At 42.4% G+C, this 20,249-nt stretch carries 19 protein-coding genes; 14 read left to right on the forward strand and 5 right to left on the reverse strand.

Annotated features, from left to right (window positions below; translation table 11 throughout):
* Positions 1-22: 22 nt before the first annotated feature.
* From porK to PQO05_RS22330, 3 genes are all read right to left on the reverse strand, one after another.
* Positions 23-1,339, reverse strand: a complete 1,317-nt coding sequence (gene porK, locus PQO05_RS22320) for a T9SS ring complex lipoprotein PorK/GldK (protein ID WP_273633547.1) — start codon at positions 1,337-1,339, stop codon at positions 23-25.
* A gap of 259 nt (positions 1,340-1,598) precedes the next feature.
* A complete protein-coding gene (locus PQO05_RS22325) occupies positions 1,599-2,357 on the reverse strand; it encodes a uroporphyrinogen-III synthase (RefSeq protein ID WP_273629666.1) in 759 nt (252 codons plus the stop codon).
* A 19-nt stretch (positions 2,358-2,376) separates the two neighbouring features.
* Complete coding sequence (locus PQO05_RS22330; RefSeq protein WP_273629667.1) at positions 2,377-3,363, reverse strand: DUF4271 domain-containing protein; 987 nt, start codon at positions 3,361-3,363, stop codon at positions 2,377-2,379.
* A gap of 147 nt (positions 3,364-3,510) precedes the next feature.
* Between PQO05_RS22330 and PQO05_RS22335 the strand changes: the two genes are divergently transcribed.
* Entirely contained in the window at positions 3,511-4,809 is a 1,299-nt protein-coding gene (locus tag PQO05_RS22335; RefSeq protein ID WP_273629668.1) for a hypothetical protein, read from the forward strand.
* A gap of 19 nt (positions 4,810-4,828) precedes the next feature.
* Here the strand turns inward: PQO05_RS22335 and PQO05_RS22340 are convergent, their stop codons facing one another.
* On the reverse strand, positions 4,829-5,713 hold the full coding sequence (locus PQO05_RS22340) for a PhzF family phenazine biosynthesis protein (protein WP_273629669.1): 885 nt from the start codon (positions 5,711-5,713) through the stop codon (positions 4,829-4,831).
* Between the two features lie 334 nt (positions 5,714-6,047).
* Here PQO05_RS22340 and PQO05_RS22345 point away from each other — a divergent pair, with 334 nt between their 5' ends.
* From PQO05_RS22345 to PQO05_RS22380, 8 genes are all read left to right on the forward strand, one after another.
* Entirely contained in the window at positions 6,048-6,389 is a 342-nt protein-coding gene (locus PQO05_RS22345; protein WP_273629670.1) for a winged helix-turn-helix transcriptional regulator, read from the forward strand.
* 214 nt (positions 6,390-6,603) lie between these two features.
* Entirely contained in the window at positions 6,604-7,263 is a 660-nt protein-coding gene (locus PQO05_RS22350) for an HAD family hydrolase (protein WP_273629671.1), read from the forward strand.
* Positions 7,264-7,319: 56 nt separating this feature from the next.
* Complete coding sequence (locus PQO05_RS22355; RefSeq protein ID WP_273629672.1) at positions 7,320-7,979, forward strand: HAD family hydrolase; 660 nt, start codon at positions 7,320-7,322, stop codon at positions 7,977-7,979.
* A gap of 584 nt (positions 7,980-8,563) precedes the next feature.
* Positions 8,564-9,685: a radical SAM family heme chaperone HemW gene (gene hemW / locus PQO05_RS22360; protein ID WP_273629673.1), complete on the forward strand. Its 1,122-nt coding sequence runs from the start codon at positions 8,564-8,566 to the stop codon at positions 9,683-9,685.
* 311 nt (positions 9,686-9,996) lie between these two features.
* Entirely contained in the window at positions 9,997-10,545 is a 549-nt protein-coding gene (locus PQO05_RS22365) for a fasciclin domain-containing protein (protein WP_273629674.1), read from the forward strand.
* 241 nt (positions 10,546-10,786) lie between these two features.
* Positions 10,787-11,668, forward strand: a complete 882-nt coding sequence (locus tag PQO05_RS22370; RefSeq protein ID WP_273629675.1) for a cupin-like domain-containing protein — start codon at positions 10,787-10,789, stop codon at positions 11,666-11,668.
* 146 nt (positions 11,669-11,814) lie between these two features.
* Positions 11,815-12,696, forward strand: coding sequence for a cupin-like domain-containing protein (locus tag PQO05_RS22375; RefSeq protein WP_273629676.1), 882 nt, complete (start codon positions 11,815-11,817; stop codon positions 12,694-12,696).
* A gap of 167 nt (positions 12,697-12,863) precedes the next feature.
* Positions 12,864-13,271, forward strand: coding sequence for a DMP19 family protein (locus tag PQO05_RS22380; protein ID WP_273629677.1), 408 nt, complete (start codon positions 12,864-12,866; stop codon positions 13,269-13,271).
* Between the two features lie 496 nt (positions 13,272-13,767).
* Here the strand turns inward: PQO05_RS22380 and PQO05_RS22385 are convergent, their stop codons facing one another.
* The gene (locus tag PQO05_RS22385; RefSeq protein WP_273629678.1) at positions 13,768-14,187 is read right to left on the reverse strand and encodes a YybH family protein; all 420 of its coding nucleotides are present in this window, start codon (positions 14,185-14,187) and stop codon (positions 13,768-13,770) included.
* 70 nt (positions 14,188-14,257) lie between these two features.
* Between PQO05_RS22385 and PQO05_RS22390 the strand changes: the two genes are divergently transcribed.
* From PQO05_RS22390 to PQO05_RS22410, 5 genes are all read left to right on the forward strand, one after another.
* Positions 14,258-15,127 carry a carbohydrate kinase family protein gene (locus PQO05_RS22390; RefSeq protein WP_273629679.1) on the forward strand — a complete coding sequence of 290 codons (870 nt, stop codon included), beginning with the start codon at positions 14,258-14,260 and terminating at the stop codon, positions 15,125-15,127.
* A gap of 153 nt (positions 15,128-15,280) precedes the next feature.
* Positions 15,281-16,378 carry a vWA domain-containing protein gene (locus tag PQO05_RS22395; RefSeq protein WP_273629680.1) on the forward strand — a complete coding sequence of 366 codons (1,098 nt, stop codon included), beginning with the start codon at positions 15,281-15,283 and terminating at the stop codon, positions 16,376-16,378.
* A 156-nt stretch (positions 16,379-16,534) separates the two neighbouring features.
* The gene (locus PQO05_RS22400; RefSeq protein WP_273629681.1) at positions 16,535-18,034 is read left to right on the forward strand and encodes a sigma 54-interacting transcriptional regulator; all 1,500 of its coding nucleotides are present in this window, start codon (positions 16,535-16,537) and stop codon (positions 18,032-18,034) included.
* Between the two features lie 9 nt (positions 18,035-18,043).
* On the forward strand, positions 18,044-19,330 hold the full coding sequence (locus PQO05_RS22405; protein ID WP_273629682.1) for a metallophosphoesterase: 1,287 nt from the start codon (positions 18,044-18,046) through the stop codon (positions 19,328-19,330).
* Between the two features lie 28 nt (positions 19,331-19,358).
* Positions 19,359-20,246: a UbiA prenyltransferase family protein gene (locus tag PQO05_RS22410; RefSeq protein WP_273629683.1), complete on the forward strand. Its 888-nt coding sequence runs from the start codon at positions 19,359-19,361 to the stop codon at positions 20,244-20,246.
* Positions 20,247-20,249 lie beyond the last annotated feature (3 nt).

Below are 20,249 nucleotides of genomic sequence, written 5' to 3' on the forward strand. Positions count from 1 at the left end.
ATGATTTAATTGTTTTTCGTAATTAGCGCTTGTCGCGGATATCACGGCCCATGTAACGGCTTACACATCTGAAACCGATATATGATTTTGCAGTATCCTGGTACTCATAAGTACGGGTTGAGTTTTGAAGGAAGTAACCGATATCCTTCCATGAACCGCCTTTTACCACTTTACGTTTTAACGATTCAGGATCGCTTGCTTTGGCTTCGTAAGTGTAAGTTGGTGCCATATCATGTACAAACGTAGCAGCAGATTCGTCATAAGCAGATGAAGTCCACTCGGCAACGTTACCTGCCATATTGTACAAACCGTAATCATTAGGGAAATATGAACGTACGTTTACTGTGTAAGCGCCGCCATCATCTGTATAGTTACCACGGCCCGGTTTAAAGTTAGCCAGTAAACAGCCTTTAGCATTTTTGATGTAAGGGCCACCCCATGGATAATCAGTACCTAACCTGCCACCGCGTGCAGCGTACTCAAATTCAGATTCGCTTGGTAAGCTGTATGGTAAACGGTGAGGTAATTTATGAGAATCTTTGTATGAATCGTTATAACGTGTGCGCCATACGGTGAAAGCACGTGCCTGGCGCCAGTTTACACCAACTACCGGGTAGTTTCTATAAGCAGGGTGAGAGAAATAACCCTCAACCATTGGCTCGTTGGCTGCATAAGAGAAATCAGACAACCAAACCAGCGTATCCGGATAAACAGGAACGGTATCACGGAAAATAAAGTCAGAACGTTTTTTGCTCTTATCATTATGATAGTTTGCAGCCTCACGTAATACTACTAAAGCGTAGTTGTATTTTAATAAACGAACGTCAATCTCGTTACGGTCAAAAATACGGTCATCACCCTGGTAGTACATGCCCTGTAATTTTGAAGCGTTGTTGGTTTTAACACCTTTGCCAGATGCAAAAACCGGGTGCTGACGAACATAATCCCAGTTGATGATCTTTTTACCATTGCTATTGGCAGCAGCGCCTTTAACCGGTTTCAGATAATATTTTTCGTCACCTGCATAGCTGGTGATTGCAATTGAGTCGCGCACCCAGTTAACAAATTGTTTATACTGGCTGTTGCTCAATTCTGTTTGATCCATGAAAAATGGAGGAATAGTAACCTGTTTGTTTTGCGCAATTTGTGCAAACGTTACATCCTGATCTGTTTGGCCCATCAGGAAAGACCCGCCCGGTATGTAAACCATGCCGTAAGGTATTTCTGCCCTGAAGGAGCGTTGCGGAACGCCTTTAACCTCGCCCCTGTCATTGCCGCGGCCACAACTGCTTAAAATTCCAACGATCAGTAAGACAAATAAATAGTATAGTTTTTTCATCATTAGTCAATGTAACGTATCTAAATTCTCAAGTACTTAACTTAGGGGTAACATTATATTCCTCAATCAAGTAATTTCGGTAACTAAAATACAAAAACTTTTTGATATGAATATCAAAAGCCTGTTTTTAGTAAAACTTTAGCAAAATTGATTGTAACTTTTTTGATACAAAGTACCCCAAAGTGTAAATCAAACACACCAAAATTCAGAACTACCCGCTTCTACGGTTATACCCCTGTAAAGGTTTCTAAAAATATTTTTATTTGTTAACTTGCTTAACGTACTGCTCTATGGCCATAGTCATTGATGGTGCACTTGGCGTTGGGGCAGGTATATCAAGTATTAACCCGGCATCAAGCAAAGCTTTATGCGTTGTAGCTCCAAACGCAGCCAAACGCGTATTATTTTGCTTAAAATCAGGAAAGTTTTTGTAGAGCGACTGGATGCTCGACGGGCTAAAGAAAGCAATTACGTCATAGAACACCTCAGCCAAATCAGAAAGATCGCTGCATACCGTACGGAACAGTACTGCAGGAGTAAAGTTGTAGCCGTTATCAAGCAAAAACTTTTGAGTTTCTTCTGCCGCCACGTCTGAGCATGGGTACAGGAATTTCTCGCCAGAATGCTTTTTTAACACCTCAGCCAGGTCGGCTGCGGTTTGTTTGCCGAAAAATATTTTACGCTTACGGTATTGAATATATTTTTGGAGATAGAGCGCAATGGTTTCAGAAAGGCAGAAATATTTCATCTCAACCGGCACCTCAAAACGCATTTCTTCGCAGATGCGGAAAAAGTGATCGGCAGAATTACGGCTCGTAAAGATCACAGCCGTAAAGTCAGAAAGGTTAATTTTCTCTTTACGAAAATCTTTAGCAGGCACACCCTCCACATGGATAAAAGAGCGAAAATCGATCTTTAAGCCATGCTTTTTAGCAAGCTCGGCATAGGGGTTTTTGTCGTTTTCAGGTTTGGGCAAAGTAACCAGTATACTTTTTACCTTTTTCTTTCTGTCTTCCAATTGTCGTTAGTCTAACTACCTAAGTCCTAATATTCAATGCCTTTATTAGTATTAAAATCGGGCAAATTTCGAGGGCACAAAGATAGATAAATAAATAAAATTTAGGAAATTGAAACGAAGAAATAATATTAACACTGCTTCGCAGATATTGCCAGATAAAGATAATTACCACAATAATGAGTGCTAAAACGAGCATATACGGAATAAAATTTGCCGAAAGTAAGCTAAAACACAATGCCACAGGCAAGAAAACGAACGTGATGTTAAAATAGGTTAAATACAGCGTGGTAATGTACTCGCTTACAATTTTGCTGATGTTAAATATAAAACCTATAAATTTAAGTATCAGCAACTTAACCACAAACAATGCAATAATAAGCAGCGACAGGGCGATAAATAACTGGATGCCGCTTATGCGGTAAAATATCTCGTAATAACTGGAGATCTGGTACAAAAACAGGCCGAATGTTAAACCAAAAAGTAAAAGCAAACCCAAAAATGCCCATGAGCTGAGCAAACCATCTTCTTTACTCACCTGCGATAAAACCCTTTTGCTATAAAAAGATTGTACCACGTTCATAATATCCTTACTCACGGCCCGGTTAAGCAATGCCGCATAAGTAATTAATGATACGATGATGAGTATAATACCCCTATCGCGCGTGCGGCGGTAATGCCCCTCGCGTACTATGCTTTGCTTGGTTGTGGCCGGCATTGATAAAAACCCGTAGCCTTTATAAGTTTGGGTTTTCAGCATCAGTTCTACAAACTGGTTACGGCGGCCGCTATCTGCTTGCTTAACATATTGCATGGCCACAGAATCGGCCACAAAAGCATCGCGGGCACGCTGGGCGGTGGCAACAGAATCGAGTAATAGCTGGGCAGCGCTCGGTGCACGCCTGCGGTAAACAGAATCTGGTTTAATATCTGTAGCGGTGCTATCCTGCTGGGCAAAGCCAACATTATAAAAACCGATAAATAGTAAACAAAACAGTACAACACGCATACAATACCCGTAGTTAAGCGGCACAAATTTAAATTAATAAAGGCTAAAAAATGGTATATTTATTTTATGCTACAAAAACACTAAATTAAGATACCTGTAACACCTCTATTTTTCTTATCCGCATATCACAATTTAAAAATGTAAGCTATGAACACCCATGCAGAGCAAACCCACCAAAACAAAACGAGTGCTGCTGGCCACGAGCATGTACAAGAAAAAAAAGACAATGCTCATAGCAATTACCTCACAGATAACCGCCCGGCAAGTATCGCCCAACGTAAACTTCAGGATAATATTAAAGCCGTTACCCAACTCAAAAGCAAGGTAAAAATAAACGACGATAAGGATTTAGAGAAAGAAGCGGATGTAATGGGAGGCAAAGCTTTACAAATGCAAACTGTTTCTGAAACACCATTAGCAGATAGCAGGCAACTAAAGTCTGATACCGTACAGCGAACAATTGGCCTTGGGCCTGGTTCGCCGGCAGGGTTTAAAGAATTAACATCGCTATTTTTGAAGGTAGCGAGGGCCGCAGGTGGAGAAATTGTAGAAATGATAAATGCTTTTGATACAGATCCAAAAATGCACCTGTATTTTTATGCGCTTCCATTGCCAAAAGGTGAAAATGGGCTCGAGGGACGTACAATACCTGCCATTAAAATTGGAGACGACTGGAAGCTAAACCCCAACATTAGCAATGAAGACTGGAACACACTTCCGCACACAGCAGAATTACGTATCGAGCTCCATATATATTACACAGGAGAAGGGCTTGATAAAGACCATTCAAAACATTTTTACACGCTGTTACATGAGTTTGCTGTACATGCACAGCCTTTTTATACGGTATTTAAAAAGATTCGCTTGGGGCAGGGGCCAAAATCTAAAGATGCTGCTGCCGAACTGGGACATCATGCACACTTTGATCAACAGCATAGCGAGATGGCATTGGGTGAAAATAAATTTTATGAAGAAATGTACAGCAAATCTCTCGATATCATCAGGCAATTAGAGCTGGAAGGAAAAAACAAAAACATTTCTACTTCGCGCATTGTAGATCAGCAAGATTTGGACAAATACACCCAAAAGCTATCTTTATTTAAAAACCAGAGAGCTGTAACCGATAAAGATATGAGCGAGGCAGCAAAACTATTGCAGGATCAGCCTTCAAAAGAAAATTATACCAAATTTCATCAATCTTTACAAAGGGCCTCTCTCGCAATTAAACCAATTAAGGATGATCTGGATACGTTTACAATGATGTATGAGCTATGGCCACAACTGGTGGCCGTTTTCCCAAGAGAGAAACAATTTATTGGTACACGTGAAATGTTTTTATCCTTACTACCCAAGGTTAAGCTACTAAACAAAGCTGCCGATTCATATTACACCGAAATCAGTTCTGCTCTCGTTAAAACAACCGCAAACCTGGGCGCGGCTTCCTAGGAGAATTAACCCTGTACTTTTATAAATAAAGTTTCCCTTCCATTACAATTACCGATGAACCGCTTACCCAAACGCCACCATCCGTTACATTTACGTGAATAACCGATGGCTGATTTACATATTCGCCCTGCAATATCCGGCAATCATGATCTTTGCAGATATAACCCAATTGCTCTAAATAGCCCGCCAGCGGACCGGCTGCTGTGCCCGTGGCCGGGTCTTCATCAATACCGATACTGGGGTTAAAAAAACGGGCTTCAGCAATATATTCAGCATCAATATCATTAGTAGTAAATAAATAACAGCCTTCAAAGCCAAATTCTGCCGATGCTGCTTTCAGCAAATTTTTATGGGAAACAGCTTTTTCTAACAACGTTTTATTCTTTATTGGCACCATCAAATGTGCAACTTCGGTTTTCACGATGTTGATGTTCCAGCCATTGAGGTTAAGATCGGCAGCAGTTAATCCTATCGCTTCGGCAATAATTTCAGCATCTACTGTTTTCACAACTTCGGCCGGGCTTTGCTTCATGCCAACATAGGGCAGGCCAGCTTGATCGGTAATTTGTAAAGGGATTTTATCGTCCTTTATCAAAACATAGGGCTCGCTACCATGCCCCTTAAAAATATCCCAGCCTTTAAGCAAAGCAAGACACACAGCCCCCAGCAGGTTGTGGCCTGCCCCTACAACCTCGTGTTTAGCCTGGGTAAATGAGCGCACTTTAAAAACATTTTCTGCTGATGAATAATGTACAAATGAGGTTTCTGAATACCCGAACTCACGGGAAATATCATGGTATTGGTTAAGTTCCAATTCCTCATCAGCATACACAACCGAAAGCTGGTTGCCTTTATACCGGGTATCGGTAAATACATCTACTACGTAATAATCTAATGTTTTCATTTTCTAATATTTATGCTCAAAATTAGAAGGCAATGGTTTACATTTACTATCAGTTAACTAAAGGTAACCGGTTACCATTTGGTAACTATTGGAGTTTTAAATTGGGGATATAAGCACCGATTTTAAAACATCAATTCTACCCCTTATTAATGTTAGAAGTGGCAGCATAGTCATTGCATTCCCCTAAATTTAGGGGAACATTACTGTCAGTCCAACTTGCCAAACGTTAATAAGGGGTATAAATTTAGGCTGAGCGAACTTGTGGGTACATGGTAGCTCTCGATCGGGGAGGCCAAACACACAAGCTTACACTTGATTTAAAAACATTACAACCATGCAAGAACCAACCTGCGAACAAGAGTTAAATGCCATACGTGACAGCCTCGAAATTTTAGGTGGCAAATGGAAGCTGAGGATCATGCGCCATCTGAATAATCATATCAACGAAACAAACACGTTCAAAAAGATCCAACGCGAAGTAGAGGGTATATCAGCCAAAATGCTTTCGAAAGAATTACAGGACCTGGAAACCAACCTGCTTTTAACAAGGACAGTACAAAACACCCGCCCCGTTACCGTAAGCTACGCCATAACCGAATATGGCAAAAGCGTTTTTCCCGTCACAGAAACATTAGTGCAATGGGGCTTAAATCATCGGAGAAAAGTGAGTAGTTGATTGGAGAAAAGTTGATTGAGTTAAACTGTTGAATGAGTTAAGCGGTTGATTAAGTTAAGCGGTTGAATGAGTTGATTAGTTCTTAGCGAAGATTGGGCACTTAATAAACCACCCAACTTAATTAACTCATTCAACTTAATCAACTACTCAACTCAATCAACTCTTCAACTAATAAATATTTCCCACTTTTGCGCTTTATTAATAAACACTACAGATGTCAAAATACACAGCTTTTCTCTTCGACATGAATGGCACCATGATTAACGATATGCATTTCCATGAACTGGCCTGGTACAATATTTTAGTTGACGAATTAAACGCCCCGCTTACCCAGGAGCAGGTAAAATTGCAGATGTACGGCAAAAACGAAGAGCTTTTTGAGCGCGTTTTCGGGCCAGGTAAATTCACCGATGAAGAAGTACATGCTATTGCGGTACGGAAAGAGCTAAAATACCAGGAAGATTTCCTTCCCCACCTAAAACTGATTGACGGCCTCGACACCTTTTTACAACAAGCTAAAGCAAACGACATTAAACTGGCTATTGGCACAGCCGCTATTACCATTAATGTTGATTACGTGCTGGATAACCTGAAGATAAGGGACCTTTTTCCGGTTATTATCGGTGCCGAAGATGTAGCCATCAGCAAACCCAACCCCGATGTATTTTTAAAAGCCGCCGAAGCCCTCGGCATAGCGCCCGAAAATTGTGTAGTGTTTGAAGATTCGCCCAAAGGCATTGAAGCCGCCCGCCGCGCCGGTATGAAGGCCGTTGCCATTACCTCATTCCACACCGCAGAAGAATTAGCTAATGAGAATGTATTGTGCGCGGTTAATGATTATAACGATCCGGCTTTGAAAGCTTTGTTTGCTTAGGGATAATATCCAACAATAAATTAGGATTGAGCTTACTTTATCAGTAAACAGTTAGAATGTCAAAACAAATAGCTTTTATCTTCGACATGAATGGCACCATGATCAACGATATGCACTTTCATGAACAGGCCTGGTACAACATATTGGTGGGCGAATTAAACACACCGCTTACGCAAGAACAGATAAAACTGCAGTTGTATGGCAAAAACGAAGAGCTTATTAAACGTGTTTTCGGTGCAGACAAGTTTAATTTAGAAGAGATCAATGCCATTATTTTAAGGAAAACACTCAAATATCAGGAAGACTTCCTCCCCCACTTAAAACTGATTGACGGTCTCGATACCTTTTTAGAAAAAGCTAAAGCAAACGATATTAAATTGGCCATTGGCACAGCAGCTATTACCCTTAATGTTGATTACGTGCTGGATAACCTGAAGATAAGGGACCTTTTCCCGGTTATAATCAGCGCCGAAGATGTGGCCATCAGCAAACCCAACCCCGATGTATTTTTAAAAGCAGCCGAAGCCCTTGGCATAGCGCCCGAAAATTGTGTAGTATTTGAAGATTCGCCCAAAGGCATTGAAGCCGCCCGCCGAGCGGGGATGAAAGCCGTTGCCATTACATCCTTCCATACCGCAGAAGAATTAGCCAATGACAATGTTTTGTGCGCAGTTAATGATTATAATGATGAGGCGTTAAAGCAATTGTTTGTTTAAAAAACTATCACCGTCATTGCGAGGAACGAAGCAATCCCCGACCTACAGAGCCGCCATGTATAGTTCGCGATTGCTTCGTTCCTCGCAATGACGGTCTTATTTTTGTCTCTGCGAGTCTCCTGTGCCCCCGCAGAAGACCCTGAGCACGAAGGCAAATCTATAAGCAATGCAGGGTACTTTACAAGAGATCCTGCCCGAGCAGAGAATGAGGGCTGTCATCCTGAGCTCCGTCGAAGGATAAGCGCCGGCCATCTGTACCATGTTTCGAGTGCCTCAACATGACAGGCCACAAATACACGCAATACCTAAAAGTCCTTTTACTGCCAAGTTCCTGTCGCAAAAAAATACTTTTAAGTCGGTAAAAGTGGAACAGGGCATCAATCCAAAACAAACAAAAATAGTTTCAACTATTTAATAATCAAATAGATAAAAATATACCAATCGGCATAATAATTACTTTTAAGTCTGTAACATGGAACATGTGGAACTTTCCAATCCAGTTCCACAGCCCCGACGGTTCAAAATCTGACACAAGTGTGCAGCCATAGCCCTACTATTCCCGCCGATATGAATACCTTTGCACCATGGCCGGTATTTACATCCACATCCCTTTTTGCAAGCAAGCTTGTTACTACTGCGATTTCCATTTCAGCACTTCGCTAAAGTATAAGGCCGATATGCTGGATGCCATTATCCGCGAAATTGCCCTGCAAAAAACTTACCTGGGCGGCGATAGTATCGAAACCATTTATTTTGGCGGCGGCACGCCATCATTGTTAGAATCTGGCGAAATTAACCAGATCATCGATACACTCGGCCAATATTACAGCATTAGCTCTGATGCCGAAATTACGCTCGAAGCCAACCCGGATGACCTGGACCAGCAAAAGGTACAGGCATTACGCGCTACGCCTATCAATCGTTTCAGTATCGGTATCCAGTCATTTTATGATGAGGATTTGTTTTGGATGAACCGCGCCCACCGCAGCACCGAAGCCGAAGCATCGGTAAAACGTGCACAGGATGCAGGTTTCGAAAATATTACTGTCGACCTGATATTCGGCTATCCCCTGCTTACTGATACCAAGTGGAAACAAAATATCGATAAAGTATTCGCACTAAATGTGCCACATGTTTCGGCCTACTCCATGACGGTTGAACCGCAGACTGCCCTCGCTTCCTTCATCAAAAAGAAGGTATACGCCCCGCTCAATGAGCAGCAAAGCGCCGAGCAATTTTTGGTACTGGCCGATGCCATGCAAGCCAAAGGTTTCGAGCATTACGAAATTTCTAACTATGCCAAACCAGGTCATTACTCGCGCCACAACACCAATTACTGGCGTGGTGTAAAGTACCTTGGGCTTGGCCCGTCTGCCCACTCCTACAACGGCGAAGCCCGTCAATGGAACGTGGCCAACAACACCAAATACATTGCTTCGATATTAAGAAAAGAAATCCCTGCCGAGGTTGAATTATTAACCGAAAGCAACCGCCTCAACGAGTACGTAATGACCTCCCTCCGCACGATATGGGGTCTGGATCTCGACCATTTAGAAACCATAGCCGCCGGTGCCAAAACCGAGTTACTAAAATCAGCCAACGAGTTTTTAGAGCGCGAGTGGATAAAGCAGATTGATAACAAATTACTCCTTACCCGCGAAGGGCAATTGTATGCAGATACGATTGCGGCAGAGTTGTTTTTTTAGGACTCCTCCGCGTTAGGGATAGAAGTGGAAAGCCCGGAGCGTAGCGAGGACTTGCAACGGATAGCCCGGGCCGAAGGCAACGCCCAGAATAAGAAATAAGAATTAAGACTCTACAACTACTATTTAATAAAACACTATATAACAATACATTAAACTAAAAACACCTCTTATCGCCCCCGCGTACTTACTCCAAAAACCACCATTCGGTTTTCATAATTAACACAACTACACCGACTGCGAAATACCCCTCTCCCGCAATCCGTACCCCACCAGCCGCCGTAATTGCTGTTATAAAACATTAATTATAACCAATGAAAAAACTAATTTTTGCGGCCTTTGCTTTAGCAGCTATTGCATTTGCGCCCAACACTTTTGCACAAACTAAAATGGTAGGCGGTGCAGCCATGTACCCAACAAAAAATATTATCGAAAACGCCGTAAACTCTAAAGACCATACTACCCTTGTTGCCGCCGTTAAAGCTGCCGGCTTGGTTGAAACCCTGGAAGGCGACGGACCATTTACCGTATTTGCACCAACCAACGAAGCATTTGATAAACTACCTGCCGGCACCGTACCAACCCTGCTGAAACCAGAAAATAAAGCTATGCTAACCAAAGTATTAACCTATCACGTTGTTGCAGGCCGCCTAAGCGCCGCCGACCTGATGGCCAAAGTAAAAGCAGGCATGGGCAAAGCCGAATTAACTACTGTGAGCGGTGGCAAATTATGGGTGATGCAGGATGGCAAAAAACTTTACCTGGTTGACGAAAAAGGTGGAAAATCATGGATTACCATTGCCGATGTTTTCCAGAAAAATGGCGTGATACATGTAGTGAACACCGTTTTAATGCCAAATTAATTTGTTGAGGCAGGATTATAAATAGTTTAGTAATTTTTACATTCTTTAAAATCCATCGCTCATTTGTTTCCGTAATTTATATTATAACATAGCAAATTACTTAGCAGATACATTTATAATTAACAATGGCCCGGTGCATTTAAGCGCCGGGCTTTTTTGTTAAATTATAGTCAGAAAATCAAAAACAATTTGTCGTCAAATGTCTTGTTTGCATACTTTTGCACGTTAAATTATTGTAAACATGGGTTTGAATTTATCGCAGATCGACCGCGTTGACCAGATCAGCAAGGAAGATTTTGTTAACAATTACTTAATTCCTCGTAAACCACTGGTAATACGTAAGGCAACCGAAACCTGGCCTGCCCTGCAAAAATGGACCTTCGAATATTTGAAAGAAGTTGTGGGCGACCAAACCGTTCCGCTTTACAATAGTGCCAAGGCCGACCCTACCAAACCCATCAATGCCTCGGCCGCAGAAATGAAGTTTGCCGACTATATAGATCTCATACAACGTGAGCCGACAGACTTGCGCATTTTCCTTTTCGACCCCATTAAACATGCACCCGGCTTATTGGAAGATTACCGCTCGCCCAAAGATTTAATGGGTGGCTTTCTGGATAAATACCCCAACATGTTTTTCGGTGGTGCAGGTTCTGTTACATTTTTGCACTATGACATCGATCTGGCCCATATCTTCCATACCCATTTCCACGGCCGTAAACATGTAATGCTGTTTGATTATAAATGGCGCGAAAGATTATACTGCATCCCCTTCGCTACCTACGCGCTGGAAGATTATGATATTGAATACCCTGACTTCGATAAATTCCCTGCTTTGGATGGTATTGAAGGACAAGAAACCATCCTGGAGCATGGCGATACCCTGTTTATGCCAACCGGTTACTGGCACTGGATGAAATACCTCGATGGATCGTTCTCTATCTCACTGCGCGCATGGGATAAATCGTGGGGTGTTAAAGCTAAAAGCCTGTATAACTTAACGGTTCAACGCAAGTTCGACGACTTTATGAAAAAGAACTTCAAGAAGAAATACATGGACTGGAAAGAAGAACTGGCCGTAAAACGCGCCAACAAAGCTTTGGCCGACGGGGAACCGGTATAGTAGCAGTAATTTAGTGGCGGTTGCAGTTTATTTCGCTTAATGTCAAATAATCATTAACTGCACTATTTTTTAACATAAAGCGTTACCTTTAACGAGTTAAAATCCGGACGCTGGGTAGATACTCATTTACGGACCCCTATATTAATATGAGTTTTATCCTTAGTCCCGTTGATACGGTCGAAACCATTGACCAGGCCGAATTTACTGCGAAGTACCTGAAGCCACGCCGTCCTTTAGTTATTAAAGGGTTGACCAAAGATTGGCCGGCGCGCGAAAAGTGGACTCCCGAGTTTATGAAACAAACGGTTGGCAACAAAGTAGTGCCGCTGTACGATAACTCAAAAGCCGATCCATCAAAACCCATCAATTCATCGGCTGCCGAAATGCCTTTCGATGAATACATCGACCTGATTCGCTCACAGCCTACCGAACTCCGCATTTTCTTCTTCAATATTTTTAAACAGGCTCCCGAGCTTTTAAATGATATTATTTTACCGAAGGATCTGATGGGTGGTTTTATAGAAAGCATGCCAGCCATGTTTTTTGGAGGCTCAAATTCGGTTACATTTTTACATTACGATATCGATCTTCCTCATATATTTCATACCCATTTTGGGGGCACCAAACACGTTATTCTATTCGAAAACAAATGGAAACGCCGTTTATACTGCCTACCCAATGCCACGTATGCCCTCGAGGATTACGATGTGTTAAACCCCGACATCAAAGCTTTCCCTGCACTTGAAGGTGTAGAAGGCCAACAAGTAATCCTCGAACATGGCGATACCCTGTTTATGCCAACCGGTTACTGGCACTGGATGAAATACCTCGAAGGTTCATACTCGTTAAGTCTCCGCGCCTGGGATGCATCCCTAAGCCGCAAAGCCGCAAGCGTTTACAACCTGGCCATGAAGGGTGGTTTAGACAGCCTGCTCAAAATGGCATTCAAAGGCGATTACGCTAAGTTTCGCGAAAAGACAGCCATTAAATGGGCAGAGAAGGCCTTGGCTGCGGGGAAGCCGAGGTAAGTTAGTTGCAGTTTTTTTTAGTAGAAGTAGCAGTCGGGGCTGTCACACTGAGGCACTCGAAGTGTCGCGCGCAGAGGCCTAACCACGATGCTTCGAGTACCTTAGCACAACCTCTATTATTAATAAATAATGGAAATACCGGTAACATCGCAAAACCAAACTGCATAATGAAAACAAGGGAAGAACTTCAAAGTAAATGGGAGGAAATAGTAGATAAAGGTTTCAGAAACTATGAGTCACTATCGCGAGCAGAGCGGGTTTGGTTTAACCTGGAACCACTTACAACCGGAGGACTCTTTGACCAGTATATGAACTATGGCGCTGAACATATAGAAAAAACTATTGAAGATTTGGTTTATTTGGGTTTAGATGATATTGCAGAATTAATACGTCAAATGAACATGCTTTTTCCGGATGAGACACCCCCAAAAGATATTGACAAACGAAATGAAGTAATCCAAAAATGGACAATGGATCAAGAAAAGCAAATGGATTTCATCGATGAAAAATTCTGGGAAAAATGTGAAAATTTAGAAAAAACACTTTTAGCGTTTATTAATAAGTCGGATTTATAAAGCCTTCTGTACACAGCCCATCCCACCGCTGCATATTTGCGCCAGAATTTTGCTGTCACACTGACACCCTCGAGCGTCGCGCGCTAAGACTCCCCAACATGCTTCGAGTACCTCAGCATGACAGCCCGTATACTAATGAAAAACATTTGGCAAAAGAATTTCATTTGGAATGTGTCAGCTATAAAAACTGCCCGACGAACCTCTAATACCCTAATAATCGTGGCATCTTAATTTTCGGATAGCACTATACCTGCCCTACCACACCCTCTAATAGAAAATTGAGCAGCCACGAGTTTTCTTTGGTTACTTTCTTTTGCGGAAAAAGAAAGTGACATCCACTGACGATCATAATTCGCTCTGCCATCCCTAATGAAAACAGGATCACCGCGTTAACGAAGTATGTGCTAATAGGTCTGAGATTGCTTCGTCGTACCTCCTCGCAATGACGAGCGTTATCAAAGGTCTTATTTCCTGGCTCTTGTCTCTTGCTTCTGCACTAAGAGGTATGATCCGCTACAATCTTCCACACCCCATTAAACTTCTTAAACCACAAGGTAAAATAACCTCCCGGCGCATCTTTTTCGCGCTTTAAATTCCAGGCGCCCAGTACAAAGGCATTGGTTTTATCCAGCACATCAACCTTAATTATTTTAAAGCTTAGCTGGCCCATCGCGGCTTTATCGGGATAGGCTTTTTTATAATGGTCGAGGGTGATTTGCCAGCCATAGTTGGGGCCTTTTTTACCGAGAAACATCAACGAATCCGATTTCCAGTAGCTTTGCATAAAGGCGTCAATATCACCGCGGTTCCAATCCTGCTGTTGCTTGGCCATTACTTTTATAATGGCTTGCTTGTCCTGCGCGAAGCAGATAATGGACAAAAGAATAAGGATAAAAGAGAGAATAGACTTCTTCATGACTAAATGTAGGTATTTTACATTTTAAAATCTTGTAGCTTTACATTATTCTGCTTAAAAACATTACAACATGAACAACCAGGTATTATGCTACGGCGAAGTTTTATGGGACACTTTCGGCAAAACCCGCAAAGCGGGCGGCGCACCAATGAATGTGGCCTGGAACCTCAAACAACAAGGCAAAAACGTAGTGTTTGCCAGCAGCGTGGGTAGTGATGCACTGGGCGATGAGCTGATTAACTTTCTGCAAAAGAACGGACTGTACTCGCCCTTAATTCAGCAGGATAAAGATTTGCCCACCTGTGTAGTTACCGTGCAGTTGGATGAAAAGCAACAAGCCACTTATACCATACCAGAGCCGGTATCATGGGATAATATCATCGTAACTCCCGAACTGCTTGCACAGGCACGCAATTCATCAGCTATTGTATTCGGTACGCTGGCTTGTCGTGAAACGGTTACGCGCAATACATTGTATGAATTATTGGATGAAACATCGGCTTTAACTGTATTTGATGTTAACCTGCGTGCACCACATTACCAATTGGATACCATACAAACCCTGGCTGCAAAAGCCAAGGTCATTAAAATGAACGAAGAAGAAGCAGACCTGCTGATTGGCAGGGGCAGTGGCACATTAAAAGATAAGATCATCGAGTTTCAACGCACCTACCACCCGCAAACTATCTGCGTAACCCGTGGCGATAAAGGCGCTATTTTATGGCACGACGACGAGTTTTTTGAACACCCGGGCTTCAAGGTTGATGTGGTTGATACCGTTGGCGCAGGCGATTCATTCCTGGCTACATTAACCACCGGTTTGTTAAATAATGAACCTATGCAGCAAATAGTAGCAAGGGCTTGTTGCGTTGGCGCTTTTGTAACCAGCAAGCAAGGCGCTACACCGAGTTATAAGATCGAGGAAATCGTTCCGTTTTAAATTATCCGGTTACATCATGTTAATTGGATATTAATTATTGGTCCGCATAATCATTCAACCGTCATTAAATCCAATACGGCTGCTTATGAGCCGGAGCAGGTAAACTTTTCCGGGAAATAATCCGTTAATTTACTTTAGAAGAAAGGCAAAAACATGCGAGGATTTGGATTCTCCAAATATATACCCAGTGAAATTCCGAAAGGTGGGTTTGATGAGTTACTGAAATTATTTCTGGAATTACTGAACTATACGTCTGGTGATGCGGGCGAAGCTTTGCAATGGCTCAATGAGTTGGACAAGCAATACAACATCACCAACGATGAATATGGCATGGGCGATTTCATTGATGAGTTGAAGCAAAAAGGCTATCTAACGGAAGACAACCAAAACGGCGAGTTTAACATTACCGCCAAGGCCGAGCAAAGCATCAGGCAATCGGCTCTGGAAGATATTTTCGGCAAACTTAAAAAATCGGGCAAGGGCAATCACCGTACACCACAATCGGGACAGGGTGATGAAAAGAATGCCGAACGCCGCGAATTTGAGTTTGGCGATAGTCTGGATCAGATTGATATTACACAATCTATCCACAATGCGCAGATCAACCACGGGATCGGCGATTTTAAGATGACCGAACGAGACCTGGAAGTAGAGGAAATGGATTACAAAACCCTTACCTCTACCGTGCTGATGATCGACATATCACACTCGATGATTCTGTATGGTGAAGACCGGATTACCCCGGCCAAAAAAGTAGCGATGGCACTGGCCGAATTGATCCGCACTAAATACCCGAAAGACACTTTAGATATTGTGGTGTTTGGTAACGATGCCTGGCCTATCAGCCTAAAGGACCTGCCTTATTTGCAGGTTGGCCCTTACCACACCAATACCTATGCAGGATTGGAACTGGCTACTGACCTGCTTCGCCGACGTAAAACCCACAACAAACAGATTTTTATGATTACCGATGGTAAACCTACCTGCTTAAAGGAAGGTACCAAGTATTATAAAAACAGTATAGGTCTCGACCGTAAAGTGGTTAACAAAACCCTGAATATGGCGGCACAATGTAAACGTTTAAAAATACCAATCACCACGTTTATGATTGCCAAAGACCCTTACTTACAGCAGTTTGTACGTAAATTTACTGAAACCAACGGCGGCAAAGCTTTCTACAGCTCGTTAAACGGTTTAGGCGAATACATTTTTGAAGACTATATCCGTAACAGAAGGAAAACAGTTAGATAATATTAATTTGGCAATTTGCTGATTCGGCAATTTGTCAATGAAATGACTAATGAATCAGTGAACAAATGAATTTTTCACTGCTAGATAACAACCATTGACTAATGATGCTCGGTACTAATGAACGAGTGAACCATTGAACAATTGAACTAAAACAGAATGAGCGAATTACTAAATATAAAGACCCTCGGTCAGTTAAAAAAAACCAGCTACAAAAGCCGGTCGGTTAAAGAAGAATTAAGAGCCAACCTTATCACCCAGCTCAAAAACAAAAGCGAAGGTTTTGAAGGTATTATTGGTTACGAGGATACCGTTATCCCCGATTTACATACTGCGATTTTATCTCGTCATAACACCTTACTATTAGGTTTACGCGGCCAGGCTAAAACCCGTATTGCGCGTTTACTGGTAAGTTTGCTGGATGAGTACGTGCCTTATATAGAAGGATCTGAATTATATGATGATCCTTTAGCCCCTATCTCGTGGTTTGGCCGCAATGAAATTGCCACCAAAGGCGATGATACCCCTATTGCCTGGGTTCACCGCAGCGACCGTTATACAGAAAAACTGGCTACGCCCGATGTTACCGTTGCCGATTTAATTGGCGATGTTGACCCAATTAAGGCAGCCACCCTGAAATTAACTTATGCCGATGAACGCGTAATTCACTTCGGCTTAATCCCGCGTGCGCACCGTGGTATATTTGTAATTAACGAATTGCCCGATCTGCAAGCCCGTATCCAGGTATCGTTGTTCAATATTCTGCAGGAAAAAGATATCCAGATCCGTGGTTTTAAACTGCGTTTACCGTTGGATATCCAGTTTGTGTTTACTGCTAATCCAGAAGATTATACCAATCGTGGATCAATCGTTACGCCGTTGAAAGACCGTATCGAAAGCCAGATCTTAACCCACTACCCACGCACACTGGATATTTCGCGCCGTATTACGCAACAGGAAGCCAACCTAACGGCAGATCAGATTGCCAATGTAGAATCAGACGGCCTGGTTAAAGACCTGGTTGAGCAAATTGCTTTCGAAGCACGCGATTCAGAATACATCGACAAAAAATCGGGTGTATCTGCACGCTTAACCATTTCGGCTTACGAAAACCTGATTAGTAACGCAGAACGCCGTATGCTGATTAATGGTGAGAAAAACACCTTTGTACGCATCTCCGATTTCCTGGGTGTTATCCCGGCCATTACCGGCAAAATAGAATTGGTTTACGAAGGCGAATTGGAAGGCCCGGCTAAGGTGGCTAATATTTTGGTTGGCAAAGCCATTAAAACCATGATGCTGCAATTTTTCCCTGATCCGGAGAAAGCTAAAAAATCTAAAAAAGGCAACCCTTATACCGAAATAGTAAGCTGGTTTAGCGAAGGCAATACACTGGAGTTGATAGACGATCTTTCATTACCGGAATACAAAAAAGCCTTAAACTCGGTTACCGGCTTAAAAGAGCTGGTAAAACAGTTTCACCCACGTTTGGCCGAAAATCAGCAGTTACTATTAATGGAATTTGTGCTGCATGGCCTGGCTGAGTTTTCGCAACTGAATAAAGGATTCCTGAACAAAGGTTTTACCTTTGCAGATATGTTCGACAGCTTGTTTAACCTGCAGGCCGACGACGAGGATCTGGAAGATGATCGTTACTAAACTCAATCAATGACGGGACAAAACATAATCGTTATCCTAATTGCTATCGGCTTAATACTTGCTGATAGATACATTATAAAAAGCTTAAAAAGCGCCTTAAAATGGCGCTTTTTACATAAAAAATGGTTTACAATAGCTTACTGGACGCTTTCTGTTTTACTGCTCGCCGGTTTCTTTGTAAGCGTATATATTAAAATAGGCACAGGCCAGCGCGCAGCCATATTAATGGTATTCTTCCTGCTGCTGGTAGCCCGGGTATGCATGCTGCCCTTTTTGTTTGCAGATGATATCAGGCGGTTTTTTATTCGTTCAAATCGCAATAAAAAATCTGAAGTTGTACAAGAAACTGCCACTGCTACTCATAATACTGCTACTGATCAAAACGCCATCCCCCGTTCCGAGTTTTTGGTTAAAGCCGGGCTATTGGCTACCTCAATACCTTTAGCCGGGTTGGGCTTCGGTATTGCCACCGGTGTTTATGATTATCGCATCCATCGCCAAACTTTATATCTGCCTAGTTTGCCTAAAAAGTTTGATGGTATCAGGTTAGGTCAAATCTCAGATATACATTCCGGCAGCTTTTACAATAAAAAAGCAGTAACCGGTGGCGTAGAAATGCTGATGCGGGAGAAAGCCGACCTCATTTTCTTTACCGGCGATCTGGTTAATGATATGGCCTATGAAATGCGCAACTACCAGGATATTTTCAGCAAGGTAAAAGCGCCACTGGGAGTGTACTCCTGTCTCGGTAATCACGATTATGGCGATTATTCATGGTATTATACCCCTGCCGATAAAAAAAAGAACCATCAGGATTTGATAGACACGCATAAGCGCATGGGTTGGGATTTATTGGTTGATGAAAACCGCCGCTTAAAAGTTGATGGTGAAGAAATAGGTATTCTGGGAATTGGAAACTGGGGTTTATACAGCCGTTTCCCTAAATATGGCCGCATGGACCTGGCTACCAAAAACACGGATGATTTGCCGGTAAAACTACTGCTCTCGCATGATCCTTCGCATTGGCAGGCGCAGGTAGTACCGCATTATAAACAAATAGATGTGATGTTCTCTGGCCATACCCACGGTATGCAATTTGGGGTACGTACCAATGAATTTCAATGGAGCCCGATTGAGTATGTGTACAAAGAATGGGCAGGTTTATACCACCATGGCCAGCAGCAATTATATGTAAACGTGGGCTACGGATTTTTAGGATACCCCGGTCGCGTTGGAATATTGCCGGAGATTACGATATTTGAACTTAAAGCCGCACCGCAACCGGTTACTACCTAAAACGGCGGCAACAACCTTACTTCATTAAATGAAGCGATTTTTAAAGTCTATTTTTGATTTCTTGTTGTTCAGCAACATTTTCATGTCGCTGTGTGCCGTGGCGCAGGCCCTGGTTACTTTTCATTTAATAAGCTCCAAGCCTGTTTATCCGGTGCTGGTATTGCTGTTTGCATCTACATTGGGTTTGTATAATTTCAGCATCCTTATTTCAAAACCTAAGTATCCTCAAAAATCAAAGTATTTTCGTGTGCGCTGGTTTTACGGGCATTACAGGTTAATGGTAACATTTACTATTATATCGTTGCTGATGCTGATACCGTTATTCTTCTTTGTATCGTTCGAATCCAAAATCCTGCTCGTCTTTATGGCCATCTTGTCATTCGGCTATGGTATGCCATTGTTTACCATCGGCGATAAAAAGTACGGACTAAGGCATATCCCCGGCTTAAAACCCTTCCTAATTACCCTGGTGTGGACATTAAGCTGTGTACTGCTCCCAGTTCTGGAATCGCTCGACTTACACATGACCAGCATTTCGATGCGCGATACCACTATCCTCATTGCAAAACGATTTTTGTTTATCGGTGCACTAACTATACCATTTGACATTCGTGACCTGTTTGATGATCGTGTAACCAATCTTAAAACCATCCCCGTAGCCTGGGGCGAAAAGAATGCCTACCTGTTTTGCCAGGTATTGTTGGCCGGATATATTGTGTTGCTGTTTATTTTCAGGAATAATGGTTTCAGTAATGATTTCTGGGGATTATCGCTTACCGTATTTTTAACAGGCTGGCTCATCTTTAAATCTAAATGGGAGAAGAACGAGTACTACTATTTCTTTTATATGGATGGTGTGCTGATATTACAATATATAGTGCTCCTTGCTTTCGATCTTATCCCCAAATACCTCTAACAC

Source organism: Mucilaginibacter jinjuensis (assembly GCF_028596025.1).
GTDB lineage: Bacteria > Bacteroidota > Bacteroidia > Sphingobacteriales > Sphingobacteriaceae > Mucilaginibacter > Mucilaginibacter jinjuensis.